Raw genomic sequence first — 17,407 nt, forward strand, 5'->3', positions numbered from 1 at the left:
AAATGTTTAAATGGGGACGGTGACTTTTTTGCAAAAAAGTCACCGTCCCCATCTCAACCCATCTCAATCACCTCAAAACATCAAATCTGCTGTTTGTTCCACTTCGTTCGACCAAGGGCAACCATAGCCAGAATCAGCAGGATCCCGCCGGTCATCCAGCCGGCATCCATTGCCTTCCCTTGGGATGCTGCATTCCCATCTCCTGTTGACGGATTGGCTTCCATGGTCTGCTCCACCAGGGCATAGTCGCTGAAATGGTCCGTTTCAAAGACGAAATAGGTCACTTTCCCTATGGTCTTCTTCAGTCCCTGGATGATCTCCACAGAGCCATCTTCGGTAATATAAGCAATGGCCAGATCTTCCTTTGCCGCCTGCTGGGCGGTCAATGGAAGATAGACGGATACGGGACCTGTTATGTCTTCATTGTCGATCTTTTCTTCCACCGGATCCCCCTCATAGGGCTCGATCCGCTTGTAAAGTTCGATGTCGTAGACGCCAAGGAGCTCGTATCCCTTGCCAGCCAGAGCCGTTTCCACCGCATCCTGAATGGAAGGATCCAATTCTTTCTCCAAGGCCTTTACAAAGACGGTGATCTTGGCAATGTCTTTGTCGTCTTTTTCCTCTACGACCACCTTGTCTTCCAAACCGGAGGCCATCACCCCGGTACCTTCATCTTCCTCTACAAATTCAACCACCTGAGGAGGTCGGTCCCACTTGGCGTAGAGGGTCACATCTTCTTCGACGGCATACTCGTCAAAGACGATCTTCTCTGCATACTCCGTATCGAAATACCATCCGTCAAAGAGGTAACCATCCCTGGTGGGATCTTCCGGTTTTACCGGATTTCCTCCCGGTGCCAAGATCTGGCCGGTGACGTCGCTGCCGCCCATGGAATCAAAGGTGACCAGGGGATAGGGCAGGATATGAACCACGCCGTTTTCATCGGGAGCGATGTAGTCGAATGTCTGGGCGACGTCCTGTTGGGTGATGTCCGGGTATTCGAAGGTTTCCACCGTTCCTTCCTCCGGAATAAGGATGTAGGAAGATTTCAACTGTATGTTTTTCTCCTCTGTCGTCTCCAGGGTGGTCATGTCGTCGTATTGGTAGTACGCCGCCACGGCATTGTAATCTCCTGTGTAATCATCCAGAAGGTCCACCTTGACTTCGCTGTAGTCGATGAGCAAAGCTCCATCCAGCACAAATCCATTGATGATCCCTTTTTTGAAGTCTTTCACCAGGACGGTGCTCTCTTCAATGGTCACCGGTCCCATGGGATTGACGATGCCAACATTGTTGTTTTCGGGGCCTCTTTTCAAAGAGTAGGTTTCCATAATGTCAAAGCCGGTGAAGGATAATTCACTATTGGTGATGGAAACATAAGAAGGCAGGTAATCGCCACGCAGTCCCATATAGTCGCTGGGGATGCTCATATAACGAGTAAAGCCTGTATTGATGCCAAACCAGAACCCGGTGGCCGTCACTTGGGCATTGGTAAGTCTGACGCTTCCTTGCAAGGCGTGGATGGCTGCCGTGCCGTCCGAATAAGGTCCCACTCCTGTTAAGAGGAGGGTTGCATTGTTGACATCAATGTCTCCAGATCCGGTAACTTCCACTTGCAGATCCGAGGACTGGGATAGCTGATCCAGGTAAATGTTTTCCGTTCCCGCGACGATGGCACTCTCATACCCATCGACGGTCACTGCACTGTCCTGGGATATGGTGATATCCCCCTTCTCCGTAGAGATCCCCGTATCCCAAACTATGGTTGTCAGGGTTTGTTCCTTCGCTTCCGCCGGGACCCTGCTGTCACCCCGGTCCAAGTCGATGGTGGAATTTACGATGGTGATGGGATGCTCCACAAGTAGGGTCAAGGAAAGATCATTCATGTCTTCATATCCCGCATAGAGCCCTACTCGAAATCCCTCCATGGCAATGTTGCTGTCTTCTACATCAATAGATGTACGGGCGATGATCCCAGCCTGATTATATGAGATCTGCAGGTTGGAAGTTTCACTCCTATCCAAATAGTAAAGATCCATTGCCACATCGGCTTCGGATAGGCTCAAAGCACCCTTGGCCAGGATCCCAGTGTCCTGGACCTCCATGACCAGATCCGACAAAACGGTCAGGTCCCCCTCCGTATCGATTCCTACGTAAGAGCCTTTTAAGGTCAGGGTCCCTTCCCCCTGGACGGTGAGATCGCCTTCCACATCGAACGCTGTGAAGACGTCCGATTCCAAGGTGATGTCCGAATCCACCTGTACCGTCGATCCCCCAGGGAGATCACAGGAAAAGGGAATGCTTTCCCCCACGCCGTCGAATGTCAGGGTTTTGGTGGTCTCGTCCCAAGCCCATCCGATACCGGAACGGCTGTCCGGGCTTGATACAAAGTCCTCAAATCCATCTGCCGCCAGTACCGGTCCGGGGAAAAACGACAGCAGCATCAGGAGACTCAACATGAGAGCCAATAATGCCTTGGTTCGTTTCATCAAATCACTCCTTTTATTTTTTGGGGACGGTGACTTTTTTGCAAAAAAGTCACCGTCCCCATTAAAAACTTACACACTTCTTTGTTTTCTACTCGTAATCAAAAGAACCGTCCCCAGGAAGAAGAAACTGAGGATCAACAGAAAAACGGAGCCAGTGTTTGCCGATTCCAAGAGACCAGTCTTGGGGTTGACCTCGTCTTGTAGCTGGACCAATGCATAAGTAGAGAAATGGTCCGCTTCAAATTCCACATAGGCTTTCCCATCCACCTCCACCATCATACCGGTGAGGATGGTGACATTCCCGCTTCCGTCCACATATGCCATGGCCAGGTTGTTCATGTCGACTTGCTCTGAAGTCAACTGGATCCGTACCGTAATGGGCGCCGTGATCTCTTCATTTTTCACCATGACTTCCGTGATGGTTCCATCCGTATGTTCGATCCGCTTCATCAGCGTCAGATCATATACATCCAAAAGGTCATATCTTTTCCCTTTCAGCTGTTGTTCCACGATAGCCTGTATTACCGTATCCAAGGTTGTCTTGTCCCCTTGGAGATATACGGTGATTTTCATGGTGTCTTCTTGGTCTTTTTCCGGCAATAGGATATTTCCTTCCATGTCAGCTGCTCCAGCAACCGATCCGCTTTCCTGTTCCAGATAAGTGATGACCACTGGATCTTTGGTCCACTGGGCGTAGAAGACCACGTCTGTTGCCCCCATCGTGTAAGCGCTGCCGGGCGCCAGTTTCGTGCCCGAGGCATCGGATTTTGTGTTCCAACCGGCAAAGGTGTATCCCATTTTTGCCAACGTACCTGCATTGGCAGATACAATCACTTCGTCATCCATATGGTAGGCGGCATCATCCGTTGGTACCGTCCCCGAGGTGGATCCGTTCCCGGCATAGGAAACCTGGTATTCTTCCATGGTCCACTGGGCATACAGGGTCACATCTTCTGTTCCCATGACGAAGGTTTCATCCGGTTCGTACGCCGTTCCGCTTCCATCAGCACTGGAGTTCCAGCCTGTAAAAAGATGTCCGGTTTTTTCAAAAGTGCTAGCCAGTGCGATGACCGTATCATCCATGTTGTAGACCTTCGTGTCCACTGGCGCCGTTCCACCAGTGGATCCGTTGCCGTCGTAGGTGACAGTATAGTCTACCATGTTCCACTGGGCATAGAGCACCGTATCTTCTTCCACATAGATGGCATCCTCTACCCCGTAGGCCGTTCCGCTGCCGTCTTCTTCCGTATTCCATCCAGCAAATATGCTTCCGGCTTTGTCTGCTACTGCGGGTTTTTCCACAGCCTCTTCCCCATCGTTGACATGGGACGTTTTCAGGAGTGTAGCCCCGTCGTAGAACTCCACCTTGGTAAACTCATAGGGAATGGCCAGTGCATCCATTTCCACTCCGATGGATTGCAACAGGGTTGTGGCGCCTGTATCCTTGTTGATCTGGTACAATCCTCCGTTACCGGTGCTGTCGTACAAGGTGCCATATAAAACATTGTTGATCCGATCAAAGCCCATCCCTTGGGCGTATGTGATGTCGACCCCCAAATTGCCGATAAAAGAGGCTTGGCCGGTAGGTGCGTAAATTTGATAAATGCTGTCCGTGGTGATATCGATGCCGTACAGACCGCCGTTGCCGTTAAAAGCAATGTCGATGATGGTCGATGAATTCGTCATTGGGCCGACCAAAGTGACCGTAGCATCTACCAAGTCGATGGTATACAAATTTGCGCCAGTGGACACATATGCCGTTTCCGTGGTTGTATCGTAGGCGAAACCTGTTACGTTGTAACTATTCAATCCGGTGTTCCCGATTTCCGTCAATGCCCCTGTATCCGTATCTACACCATACAGGATCCCGGTAAAAGAGATCATGTACAGATCCTTCCCGACAAAATCTCCTCCGGCCATGAAAGTCCCCAAGGTACTTGGAGTTATGTTGGTGATGGTCCCGTCCGGGATGCCGATGGTCGCCAGACCTTGCGGTGTCTGTTCAACGTTCACACTGTATGCGACCCAGCCATATGCAGTGATGGAACCACTTTTCAATGTCAATGTTCCTTGAGGAGTGTTATCCGTTTGATTCCTTGTTATCCCATCCACTCCAGGGTCTACCCCCAAACCCGAATCTGTATCCTGAGCGATGATTCCTCCCGGAATCCAGGTAAAGATCAACAATAAAGCCAATAATAATGAAAAGATTTTTGATTTCAACTTCCGTCCTCCTCTTTTGATTTTTAATGTTTATGATTATTTATAATTTTATCTCATTTTACATTAAATCATAAACATTTCCAAGGGTATAATTCATTGTATCAGACTATCAACCACACGCTTCAGTATACCAAAAATATCCGGTCACGAACCGTGACAAATAAATTGTCAATGACAAATGCTGTCACGATTCTTATATGGATCCATATGGGATAGAATAAAGGTAAAGAAAGGAGCGATGATATGTGATGCGAAAGAATACAGCGTGGTTGTTGACGGCATTTTTGCTATTTGGTCTGATTTTATCCCCCTCCGGAGTGCTTTCCGCAGAGGGATCGGCGGAAGACCCGGTCCTGATGGCCCCGGCGGTATGCCGACTGGACTATACAGACGGTACACCATCGGAATTTTACGCAACGATTCAGGAAGGTTTTCTGCAGGCAGTGGCTGGCCAGGATCTGGTGCTTTTGCAGGATGTGACTTTGAACCAGAGACTAAGCCTGGCGGGCACGGATTGCACCCTGGTCACCAACGGATTTGATTTGTCCGTTGTGGTCCCCGATGGACTGGGTATGGATGCTTTTCACGCCACTGTCCGATTGGACGACAGCGGAGGTGGCGGATTTTATGTCACCGGAACGGGACGGGGAGCCATGATCTCCAACTTTTCCGACATCACCCTGTCCTCCGTGGAATGCCTGCCTAATCCCGGCTATGGATCAGATAACGTGGGCGCTTACGTTCGGGAATTCAGCAACCTGAATGTACAAGGAAATGTTCAGGGTGTGACCGATGGACTATATATAGCGACGTCAAGCACCGCAACCATCGGTGGAGACGTGGTTTCCATCGCCGGCAAGGGGATCCAGGCTTTGAGTACGGGGGCCATCACCGTAGAAGGAGATGTTGTCGCCGAAACGGAGGGGATCTATCATAGTGGAACAGGCCAGATCCACACCAAGGGCAACATAACATCCAAAACCGGCACCGCCATCCAAACGGAATGCGACGATCCGTCCAACCTGATCACGGTGGACGGGAATGTCACCGTCACCGGCAACGACTCCCTGGGGTATGAATGGGGAATTTTTGCAACTCGCCATTCCAATGTTATTGTGAAAGGTTCCGTCACTAGCGCCATTGACGGGGTCAAGTCCTGGCAGTCCGCACAAGTGGATGTCTTGGGAGATGTTACATCCAGCGGTTTTCAGATCGTCCAGGTCCAATATGGCGGCCAAGTCAACATCGGCGGATCCCTGGTCAGTACGGACCTTGCTGCAGAAGGTGTCTATGTCAATAACGCCGGCACGGTGACCATTGACGGCTCCATCACCACGGACCCCGATCAATACATCTTTGTGGCAGAATGGCTGCGAAGAGAAGGAGTGGACGATTCCTACCGACCGACCATGAAAACCGGTTACTACACTTATACGGACGACTCTCTGGAAAATCGGGTTTTCGTCAAGAAAACAGTAGTCACACCCGGGGCCTTGCAATTTGAAGCCGGAAGTTATGGTACCTACGAAGGTTACAACGGCTACATTTGGGTGGAACGTCTGGACGGAGATGACGAGAAAGTCACTGTTGATTATGCTTCTGTGGATGGCACCGCCATTGGCGGGACCCACTACAACACTTTGAGCGGGACTCTGACTTGGCAGGACGGGGATAGGGATCGGAAGTACATCCCCTTTACCGTCTACAACGACTCCACTTACAACGGATATTTGAACCTGACCGTGGAGCTGTCCAACCCGACGGGAGGAGCCACCTTGGGAGCGCAAAACCCCTTGAGTGTTCAATTAAGCGACAACGATACTCCACTGGCACCAACTGGGTTAACTGCCACTGCCGGAGATCAGGAAGTGGTCCTGGAGTGGGATGAAATAAAAGACACCTATTACCGTGTCTATTATTCCACAGAATCCGGAAATTTCAACGAGACAGACAAGGTGTCCGTCTACGGGAAAACGACCTACACCTTTGAAGGATTGGACAACCAGACCACCTATTACTTCATGGTCAAGGCCGTCCACAATATTTACCCCAGTCTGGCTTCGGAAGAAGTATCTGCAACCCCCTTCACCACCTACACCGTTGCCTTCGACGCCAACGGCGGAAGCAGTGTGGAAGCACGGATGGTGGCACATGGGGATCTGCTTCCTTCACCGGCAGATCCTGCCAAGGAAGGATACACCTTCTTAGGCTGGTATGTGGATGAAGACTTGACCCAACTGTGGGATTTTGCCACAGAGACCGTCGTCTCCAACAACACCTTGTATGCCGGATGGGAAACCATCCCTCCCGCTGTTGCAGTCATCAAGACAGACGATGAAACAGGCGTGGAGGTCCAGGGGATCGAAGATGCGGTCACCATCCCGGAAGAAGAAATGGAAGGGATCAAGGAAGTTGAAATCTACGTGGCTGCCAAGGAGATCCTGTTGAAAGGAGACCTGCTGGCAGAAGTGGAAGACCAACTGGAACAACAGGGATACTCCCTGCTAACCACTCTGAACATCCAGCTTCGAAAGATCGTGAAAGACTACGAGGGCATAAAAAAAGACCTGTTGGTAGAGAACAAGGACATCACCGGGGACTTGACCGTTCGCATCCCCTTGACGGAAGAACAGGCCGCCATGGATGACCTGGCCATCGCCTATGTGGATGGAGACGGCAATGTAAGCATTTTGACCGGCATGGTGGAAACGGTAGGAGATAAAACATATTTTACATTTGAGACAGACCACTTTTCCATCTACGCCCTGGTGGAAGCAACCAGACCGGTGAATCCGGCTACTGGAACTGCCGGAAGCATGGGATTGGGTATGCTGGCATCGTTGCTTGGTTTGGCAGGCTTGGGCATGGTTTTGTGGCGGAAGCGGAAATAACGGGAAATAAAAGAAAACAAAGAAATCAAAGGGACGGTTCTTTTGATTCCACTCATATGGAATCAAAAGAACCGTCCCTTTGATTTTATTCCTTTACATCAAACAGTTCGCTTGCGTTTTAGCACCACATAGCCTGCCAGCAAGATCCCGAATCCTGCAACCGGAAGAACTCCCGTCATCCCAGACTGGGTCGTCTCTTCCACACCCGTATCCGGGTTGGTTTCCTGGTCTCCCAGTGCCTGGATCAGTGCATAGTTGCTGAAATGATCCGTTACAAACTGCACGTAGACTTTATCGCCTACAGTCACTTTTGTTCCCGTAATAACTGTCACATTCCCTGCATCGTCGATGTAGGCAATGGCTAGGTCGTCTTTGTCCACATCGTCGCCGGTTAGTAGTACCCGAACGGTGATGGGACCGGTGATGTCGGCATTGTCGATGGTCGATGTAGTAACGGTTCCGTCAAATTCCGTCACTTTTTTCATGAGGTTGATGTCCAGTATATCCAACAGTTCGTATCCCTTGTCTTTCAGATCCGCCATTACCTTGCTTCGAATGGCATCATCCAGGGATCCTGCCACGACATGGACATACACTTCCACTTCTTTGGTATCCGGATCTTCTAGTTCCGGAAGTATCACGTTGGTTTTCATTCCTTCCGTAACCAATCCCGTTTCCGGATCGGTTTCCACGTATTTTACCACCGGCGGGATCTTGTCCCACTGGGCATACAGGGTGACGTTGCCCAAAATACCAAAGGTGGCTCCCGGTGCATACGTTTCGCCCGTTCCATCTGCCTTGGTGTTGAAACTATTGAAGGTATACCCCAATAAAGTAAATGCATTGTCTTTCACCGTTACGGTAGCATCCGTCAGGTAAGGCCCTTCCGTATCCGTTACGGTCCCGGTGCCTCCGTTGCCGTCATAGGTGACCAGATACAGAGGTTCGACAATGACAGCATTCAGTGCCTGCCCCCAGTAAGATATGACACCCATCTCCAACTCTTCCAGGTTGGTAACAGACTGGCAGTTGAATTCTCCGATGACAACATCAGCGATATAGGCGTCAGCCGGCTCTTTAAAGACGGCATTGGACAGGATGATCTGTGCATGTCCCGTTTCTTCCAGGGTCTTGTCGTCTCCTGCAAATATGGCGGCATTCCCGGAAAGGGCATCCAAGGATACCGGTTGCAGATCCGATGCACAGCTGGCGTCCACGTAGCTTTGGTCGATGGTGATATCTCCGCCGGTCACTTCCGTGACCTCATTATAGGTCCAACCGGTGACCAGACCGAATTGGTGTCCGTAAACGACCAAGTGGCTCAGTTTCACCGTGATCTCCGTTCCAGCCATGATTCCATAGCCTTTGTTGCTCTGATAACTTGGCTCAAGAGCTGTTGCTACAACGGTTGCATCCGGACAATTCTCGATCCAAGTGGAACCGGTGCTGTTGATCCCTTTTGCCAAACCCGAAATATCAACCACAGCAATGTTTTTTAAAACCACATTGCCTGGAGATTCGCTCTGGGACCATTCGCCGTATGCATAATCTTCGTATCGATAAGAGGAACCGACACGCAGACCTGTCCATTCGGAATCAATGTTCAACTCGTCCAGTCCATCCACGGTCAAGTTTCCTGTGATCCGCATGCCGTTGTGGCTGCTTCGAATGGTGATGGTACCGCAGTCCAGGAACTGGGCGTCTCCATTGCCTTCCACGTCGCTGTCCGGACCGAGACCAACTCGGATCCCCGTATGATACTGGGTCACGATCTCAAGCTCATCCACATTTTGAACAAGTAGGTCTCCAATGACCCGCATGCCCGTATGATCTGCAGTGATGTCCAATGTTCCCACGTTGGTGATGGAGGCGTTTCCGTTGGATCCGGAGTCAGTGTCAGCGCCAGGTCCTACACGGAACCCGTTTTCATCCTCCGTTACGACAAACATGATTTCCACCTGATCGATGACCAGATTTCCCATGGCCCGGATGCCGTTGTCCTCTGCTGTTATGGACACATCTCCGCAATTGGTGATGCTCACATCTCCATCCACTCCCGTGTCCTGATCCCCGTCGCTGTCCGGACCGGATCGAATCCCGTTATAATCCTCCGCAAAAATCGTCAGGTCTTGAATGTTGTCCAAAATGACGTTTCCGGAATTTCGAATGCCGTTGTCATAGCCGCTTAAATCGACGGTCGTACAGTTTTTGATGGTCACGTCTCCGTTTTCCAGGATGCCAAGACCATCGAAATAGTCGACATCATAGGGTTTGGCGTGGATGGCGGAATTGTCATCAGAATAAATATCCACCGTGGTCACACCGTCTATGGTCACATTTCCGCCCATCAACCGGATCCCGGCTTCGTAGGAATCAATGGATAGAGAGGTCCCATTCATGATGGAAACATTTCCTGCCGAATCCGTATAATGTTCCACATCATAATCCGGTCCACCCCGGATCCCGGAATAATCGGATGATGTAAGATCCATGGAGTCAAAACCGTCAATGGTTATATCCCCCAATACTCTCATGGCGCTGTCGTAGGAATCAAGGATCACATCCCCAACATCGGTAATGGTCAGATGTCCGCCATCTTGGTTGACAGATTCGCCTCCCGGACCGACTCGGATCCCCGAATCCCCGTCGGAATAACCGCTTAACATACTCAATCCAGTGATGTCCAAATTGCCGGTAGCCCGAATGGCATGATAATCAGCTTGGATGGTCAATGACCCGGACCCGCTGATGGTCAGGTCTCCATCGCAGACGATGCCGTTCCCGTTTGGTGAATTGACCATATTGGTTCCGTTGACAACGATCTCCGTCCCGTCGGGTACCAGAATGGCAAACTCGTAATAAGCATTCAGGGATACAAGCAGCGCATCGTTCAAGGTGATCCCGTTCAATGTCAGGACTTCACCTGTAGGATCCCATGTCCATCCTTCACCGGATGTCCCAGGATATCCTTCGTCCTCCGCAGCCAACGTGAAATCCAAGTAGGCTTGTGGCGGCGTTTCCGGCTCCATCAAGTTCAGTGTCTCCGTTTCTTTCAACTTGGCCGGATCTTCCACAAAGTCTTCTTCTGCCTTGTCTTCATATTGCGGCCCCAGTAGTGGCTGGTCCCCTTCTATGGCCTGTGCCGGTATGGTTCCGAAAACCAGCAACAAGGACAAGAACAGAACGATCAGTTTTGATTTCAAATGCATTCACCCTTTCTCTTAACGTTATAAATATGCATAAATACACAAAATCATCATATCACACAAAACCCTTGTCACGGTTCGTGACAAGGGTTTTGTCATTGACAAATGATAAACTTAAGTGGGGACGGTGACTTTTTTGCTCAAAAGTCACCGTCCCCACTTGCACAACTTAAAACGCTTTTCTTCTTCGTTGGATCCAGAGGATCCCTACTGCCAGCAACCAGATACCGAGGAAAGACAATAGGGACATTTCGTTGCCGCCAATACTGCTTCCTTCATCCATCGATCCTGTGGATGGGTTGGCTTCCTGATCTCCCAACTCCTGGATCAAAGCATAGTTGCTGAAGTGATCCGTTACAAACTGCAGGTAGACTTTATCGCCTACCGTCACTTTTGTTCCCGTGATCACCGTTACATTCCCTGCATCGTCGATGTAGGCGATGGCCAGGTCGTCTTTGTCCACATCGTCGCCGGTGAGAAGTACCCGAACGGTGATGGGGCCGGTGATGTCGGCGTTATCTATGGTCGATGTAGTGACCGTTCCGTCAAACTCCGTTACTTTTTTCATGAGACTGATGTCCAGTATATCCAACAGTTCGTATCCCTTGTCTTTCAGATCCGCCAATACCTTGCTTCGAATGGCGTCATCCAGGGATCCTGTTGCAACATGGACGTATACTTCCACTTCTTTGGTATCCGGATCTTCCAGTTCCGGCAAGGTCACGTTGGTTTTCATTCCTTCCGTAACCAATCCCGTTTCCGGATCCGTTTCTACATATTTGACGACCGGCGGGATCTTGTTCCACTGGGCATACAGGGTCACATTTCCTTTAATGACAAAGGAGGCTCCCGGTGCATACTCGGTTCCTGATCCGTCGGCTTTGGTGTTCCAACTGTCATAAGTGTATCCCAATAAATCAAAGGTGTTCTCCAAAACCGTCACGGTTGCATCTGTCAAGTAAGGATCCTGGGTGTCTTCCAAACTGCCTGTCCCGCCGTTGCCATCATAGGTAACGTAATACTGGGGCTCCAACACCACGTTGTTGAGGGCTTCTCCCCAATGGGTGATGGAATCCATCATCAGTTCCTCTTCATTGGTAAAGGACTGGCAGTTGAACTGACCGATGACCACGTCGGCAATGTAGCCGTCTACCGGCGTCTTGATAACCGTATCAATGAGGATGATCTGGGCATGACCGGTGTCTTCATAAGCTTTGTCGTCGCCGGCAAAGATGGCAGCGTATCCCCCAAAAACTATTGGTCCTTCATAACCGATCATCATCTCAGGGGCTGCATTGGCATCTACATAGCTTTGGTCGATGGTGATGTCTCCACCTGGTGACTGGTTGATGTCCGTGTATCCGTAAGCGTCGTATACCCAGCCGGTGACCAGTCCAAACTTGTCCCCGTATACATTCAAATGGCTGTTTACTATATCGATGGTGGTGCCTGCCAGGATCCCGTATCCTACATTGTCTTCGTCGTCTTTTAGTGCCTGTTCCGATCCGGCCACCGTTGCCACGATTTCTGCAAAGGTGCAATTTTCCAACAAGGTGGATCCGTAGCTGTGGATCCCTTTGGCATAGGCGTTGATGTCCATGGCTGCAACGTTCTTCAAGATGACATTGCCTGGAGAATCGCTTTGGGAATTGCCGTAGTCGGATCTTTCAGGATTGTCATAATAATAGGACGATCCCACCCGTAGCCCTGTCCATTCAGACTGGATGTTTAGGGCAGTCAATCCATTGATGGTCAAATCCCCGGTGATGCGCATGCCGTTGTAGTCACTGGTAATGGACAAGGTTCCACAATTGAGGATCTCTGCATTGCCGTCGCTGGCAGTGATGATTTCTTCATCCCCCAAACCGACACGAATGCCGTTTCGGTTTTGAGAGGTAACATCAATGTTGGTCACATTCTCCATGTACAGATCGCCCATGGCGCGAATGGCATTATCATAGGCGTCGATGTCCAAGGTCCCGCAATCGGTGATGGTGATATCTCCGTTGGCAGCCGTCTGGCGATTCTGGGTTGGTCCGATGCGCAACCCACTATTATCGTCACAGACGATAGTGAAAGTCCCAACATTGTCAACAGTCAAGTCTCCAATGGCTTTAATTCCATCATAATATGATTCGATCTCAAAAGTTTCCACGTTGGAGATGACAACGCTTCCTAAAGCTCCAGTATCTTTTGTGTCTCCGTCTCCAGGTCCCACCATCATTCCTCGATTATCCGAAGAAATCAAAGAAACGGAATCTACGTTGTCGATCAAAACATCACCTAGAGATCGGATGCTGTTTTCGTAGGAATTTATGGAGATATCCCCGCAACTGGTGATGGAGGTTTCGCCCAAGGTTCCAGGTGTATACCCATCGACGTTATACGGTCCGGACCGAAGACCGGAAGCATCGTCGGAAAGGATCGTCAGATTTGTGATCCCGTCGATGAAAATTTCGCTCATGGTTCGGATCCCCGACTCCTCGGAATCGATATTCACTGTATCCACGTTGGAAAGATAGACGTCCCCGTTGGATCCCATGTCGTTCTCCCCATAGTCACCGGCTCCGGCACGGATGCCATTATAGGAGGATGATGTCAGATCCAGCATCGTCAGTTGAGATATTCTTAAATCACCAATGGCACGGATGCTGTTGTAATAGGTATCCACCCAGAGGCTGCCGCTTCCATTAATGGTCAGATCTCCATAACAGAGAATGCCATTCCCGTTGTTGTGAGAAATACTGTTCATGCCCGTCACGGTAATGGTGCTGCCGTTTGGCACCTGGATGGCAAAAGCATGGGCTGCCAAGGTACTGCTCAGCTCTGACGTGGTGATAATGGACATATTTATTCCATTCAAGCTCAATACTTTCGTAGCTGCATCCCAAGTCCATCCTTCTCCACTTTCTCCAGGATAGGAAGGATCGGTAGCTTCCAAGGTAAAGTCCAGATAATCCGGTGGGACAAAATCCAGCTCCAGTTCATCTTCCGGCTCTGCCATCAATGGTTCCATCAGTGGTTCCATTAAAACGACCGGCTCTTCCGGTTCCTCTGTCGGATCCGGTGGCAAATCTTCGTCCTGTGGTGGATCTTCCTGCACAGGGGGTTCTTCAATCAAGGATGGGTCGTTTTCTTCCAAGGGTGGTTCATTATAGTCAGCCGGGGGATCTTCTCCCTCTGGTGCCGGTTCTTCCAAATCTGCCGGTGGATCCTCTTCCAACGGAGGATATTCATCTGCAGGTGGCAAGGTTTCTAGTGCTGGTGGATCTTCCACCAGTACGTCGGCCATGGCCTGTAACGGCAGGAATGAGAAGACCATAAATAGTGCAAACATCAGTACCAATACTCTGCGTTTCATCTTTCTCTCCCTTCTTGACAAAAAATAATAACACCATATATCGCATTTTCTTTTTTCCCTAACACAACCACCTTCTTTCTTGCAATTCTATTATTATTTAAAATATTATGAGCGTTATTCTCTATAGTTGATAATATTGGAATAAAATGTCATAACCTTATCTACAATATATCACAACTGCCTGCTTATGCAAGTGGGGACGGTGACTTTTGAGCAAAAAAGTCACCGTCCCCACCTTGATACCTCGATACCTTAAAACGCTCGTCTTCTCTTCCAAGCAACTGCTGCTATCCCCAAAAGTGCCACTCCCACATATGGCAGTACTCCCGAAGAATCCTCCGTTGGATCCACGTCGGTCTCATATCCCGTGGCCGGGTTGGCTTCCCGGGTCATTTCCACCAATGCATAAGTGGAAAAGTGATCGGTTGTGAATACAAAGTATGGGTCTTCCCCGACGGTCACTACGGACCCTTCCATGATGGTCACTTCTCCTGCTTCATCGATAAAAGCCATGGCCAGTTTTTCCTTAGCGGCCTGGTCTGCTGTCAAGGGGATGCGCACCGTGATCTCTCCGGTGATATCCTCGTTGTCGATTTCCATTTCCGTTGTGACGCCATTAAGATCCGTCACTCTTTTAAACAAACCGATGTCGTACACGCCAAGCAGGTCGTACCCTTTTCCCGCAAGCTCTGTCAAGACCTTGTCTTTGACGTCTTCCTCTACATCAGTTTCTTCCGCCTTCACAAACACGGTGATCTCCACAATGGACTCATCCTCTGTTTCCGGCAAGTTGACGTTCTCTTCCATGCCTGCCGCTCCCACTCCTGTGGTGTCGTCTTCTTCCACATAGGTGATCTTTTGAGGATCCCTGGACCATTTGGCGTACAAGGTCGTATTTTCCGTCATGGCTTCCGCTTCAAAATCCCATGGATCTTCAAATGTTTCATCATCGGTAAACCACCCATCAAACGTGTAGCCATAGCGATCAGGATTGGAAGGTTCCTCCGCCTTTTCGCCTGGCAGCACTGTCTGACTTTCTACCGGATCCCCACCGTTGCTGTCAAAGGAGACCACTGGATACGTGGATATGACCACTTCCCCTTCCAAAGTTGCTTCAATGTAGTCAAATATCAGGGATTCCGCCAACTGCATCTGCAGGTCCTTCAGTTCTGTTTCATAACGTTCTACGGATCCATCCACCGGCACTTTGATGTAGCAGTCTTGCAAGACGATGTGATCCGGTTCCACTTCTGAGACCATGATGGGCGCACTCACCGTTCCGATGACGGCCTGGATCATGGCCGATTGATCCCCTACAACTCCAATCGTCACGTTGCTGGTATGGAACAAAACTTCGCCCGTGCCCTGCACACCGGCTGCAATGCCGGAATGCACATCATCAATAATAGCGCTGGTCTCCGTCAATGTGATGTTTCCGTTTGCCGTAACCAATCCCAAACTTGGCATCCCGTATTCAAGGTCAGCATCGTATCCAAAGCCCCGGATCTCCACCTGGCTGTTGTTGACGGTGATGTTTTGTGTATCCAAAACCGTTTCGTCCATAGATCGATTGGAGGGTCGAATTTCAAAGCCTCCGCTGGCAGCGACCATAAAATCCGCCAATCCCACGTTAGAATCGGTGATGCTGATGTCGCCATCCTTCGCCAGCAGGCCATGTCCGGGATAGTAGGATTCCACCAAGCCGCTTCCTGTCAGATCAAGACTGGATCCGGTGATGTTGATGTTCCCGGAAGGAGCAATTCTTCCTTGCAAGGTAAAGGGTGCTTCCGCAGCAAAAAATCCGTAATCCATGTACCCTGCTACGATGGCATTTTGATATCCTTCTACGTCCACTGTACTGGCTGTTATATCCACGTCTTCTTCCACGGATGCTATGGCCGCAGAATTGAATTCCACTTCCGATAATGTCAAGGTCATGGAGACATTGCTATCCGTGATGGAGACCCCCATCTCTTCCGGTTCCACCTGGGAAATGCTTTTTGATCCTCCAAACATCCCGCTGTTGATCCCGAAAAAGAAATTTTCCAGTGTCAAATCCGTATCGTCCAACAGGACCTTTCCGTATTCAGCATACAAACCCAGCAAACTGAAAGGCGGAAGAGAAGACAAGCCGGTTTCTGTCGGGAGATACTCCGGATGGATCCCTTGCATTGCAATGGTTGTATTGCTTAAGACAAGATTTCCCTCGGCTACTATTCCAACAAAGGGTTCTTTTATGACGAGGGACCCGTTCCCGGTGATTGTCAGGGAACCCCAGCCCCAGATTCCAACTTCCGATGTTTCACTGGCAGTAATGACGTTTTCTCCCACCAGTACTACTGTTGAATCGTCCGGCAACAGAAACGCCGATCTCTTTTCCCCCAAATCAAAGTCGGTCAGGGTCAAGGTGTTGGTGTCCTCGTCCCAGGAAATGTCCTCCCGACCCGTCAGATCCGGATAATCGTCTCCGGCCGGATCCCGAAAGTCAAAGTCGACATAATCTGCCACGGCAAAGATCCCAACCGGAAAATAGGTCAGTACCAACAATAAGGCCAATAACAATACGATGATTCTTTTTGAAGCTTGCATTTATTCCCTCCCAAGTATAATATTTCAATTTCTAAGTGACTTAAAATTTTTAGCCGTTTTCATTGTATTGTTTTTTTGTGTATTTAGCAAGGGGATATGGATATTCTCATGAATTTCTTGACATTTGTATTACATTGTCATACAGTAAGAGCGAGAGGAGGGGATATCATGTTGTCCGTACGATGCAACCCAGAAGATGAATATTTGATCAAAACCTTTGCTGCTTCAAAAGGTATGAACGTTTCCGAGTTTTTAAGGGAAGCGGCTATTGAAAAAATTCAAGAAGAATTCGACTTGGAAATCATAAAAGAGTACCTGGCCGTCAAAGATGAGTTGCCACTATATACGGCAGAAGAGGTAGATCGGGAATTGGATTTATGAGCTATCAACTATTGTATACAGAAAAAAGCATAAAACAGTTGAAAAAACTCGATCGATCCACACAAAAATTAATTACCAATTATATGAAAAACCTTGGCCTGTTGGAAGAGCCAAGGGCAAAAGGAAAAGCACTGTCCGCCAACTGGAGAGGTTTTTGGCGCTACCGAATCGGTGATTATCGTGCAATTTGTGAGATCGACGATGGAAGAATCGTGATCGTTGTAATCGACGTCGGCCACCGGAAAGACATTTACAAGTAGTCGTGCT

8 protein-coding genes are annotated in these 17,407 nt (G+C 49.6%); 3 read left to right on the forward strand and 5 right to left on the reverse strand.

All coding sequences use genetic code 11. The features are described 5' to 3' along the window. Positions 1-80 precede the first annotated feature (80 nt). A complete protein-coding gene (locus tag J0B03_RS04105) occupies positions 81-2,489 on the reverse strand; it encodes an InlB B-repeat-containing protein (protein ID WP_207300593.1) in 2,409 nt (802 codons plus the stop codon). Between the two features lie 69 nt (positions 2,490-2,558). Then, complete coding sequence (locus J0B03_RS04110) at positions 2,559-4,712, reverse strand: InlB B-repeat-containing protein (protein WP_207300594.1); 2,154 nt, start codon at positions 4,710-4,712, stop codon at positions 2,559-2,561. 248 nt (positions 4,713-4,960) lie between these two features. Here J0B03_RS04110 and J0B03_RS04115 point away from each other — a divergent pair, with 248 nt between their 5' ends. Further along, positions 4,961-7,603: an InlB B-repeat-containing protein gene (locus J0B03_RS04115; RefSeq protein WP_207300595.1), complete on the forward strand. Its 2,643-nt coding sequence runs from the start codon at positions 4,961-4,963 to the stop codon at positions 7,601-7,603. Positions 7,604-7,701: 98 nt separating this feature from the next. Here J0B03_RS04115 and J0B03_RS04120 read toward each other — a convergent pair whose 3' ends face one another. The 3 genes from J0B03_RS04120 to J0B03_RS04130 all read right to left on the reverse strand — a co-directional run bounded on the left by J0B03_RS04120 (position 7,702) and on the right by J0B03_RS04130 (position 16,759). Next, positions 7,702-10,806: an InlB B-repeat-containing protein gene (locus J0B03_RS04120; protein ID WP_207300596.1), complete on the reverse strand. Its 3,105-nt coding sequence runs from the start codon at positions 10,804-10,806 to the stop codon at positions 7,702-7,704. A 172-nt stretch (positions 10,807-10,978) separates the two neighbouring features. Continuing rightward, complete coding sequence (locus J0B03_RS04125; protein WP_207300597.1) at positions 10,979-14,170, reverse strand: InlB B-repeat-containing protein; 3,192 nt, start codon at positions 14,168-14,170, stop codon at positions 10,979-10,981. A 252-nt stretch (positions 14,171-14,422) separates the two neighbouring features. Further along, positions 14,423-16,759 (reverse strand): InlB B-repeat-containing protein, encoded by a 2,337-nt coding sequence (locus tag J0B03_RS04130; RefSeq protein WP_207300598.1) that lies wholly within the window; start codon positions 16,757-16,759, stop codon positions 14,423-14,425. A gap of 168 nt (positions 16,760-16,927) precedes the next feature. Between J0B03_RS04130 and relB the strand changes: the two genes are divergently transcribed. Both relB and J0B03_RS04140 read left to right on the forward strand, forming a co-directional pair. Continuing rightward, entirely contained in the window at positions 16,928-17,140 is a 213-nt protein-coding gene (gene relB, locus J0B03_RS04135) for a type II toxin-antitoxin system RelB family antitoxin (protein ID WP_207300599.1), read from the forward strand. Next, entirely contained in the window at positions 17,137-17,400 is a 264-nt protein-coding gene (locus J0B03_RS04140; protein WP_207300600.1) for a type II toxin-antitoxin system RelE family toxin, read from the forward strand. The genes relB and J0B03_RS04140 overlap by 4 nt, the downstream gene beginning before the upstream one ends. Positions 17,401-17,407: the final 7 nt, after the last annotated feature.

This window comes from Alkalibacter rhizosphaerae, assembly GCF_017352215.1.
Taxonomy (GTDB): Bacteria; Bacillota; Clostridia; order Eubacteriales; family Alkalibacteraceae; genus Alkalibacter; species Alkalibacter rhizosphaerae.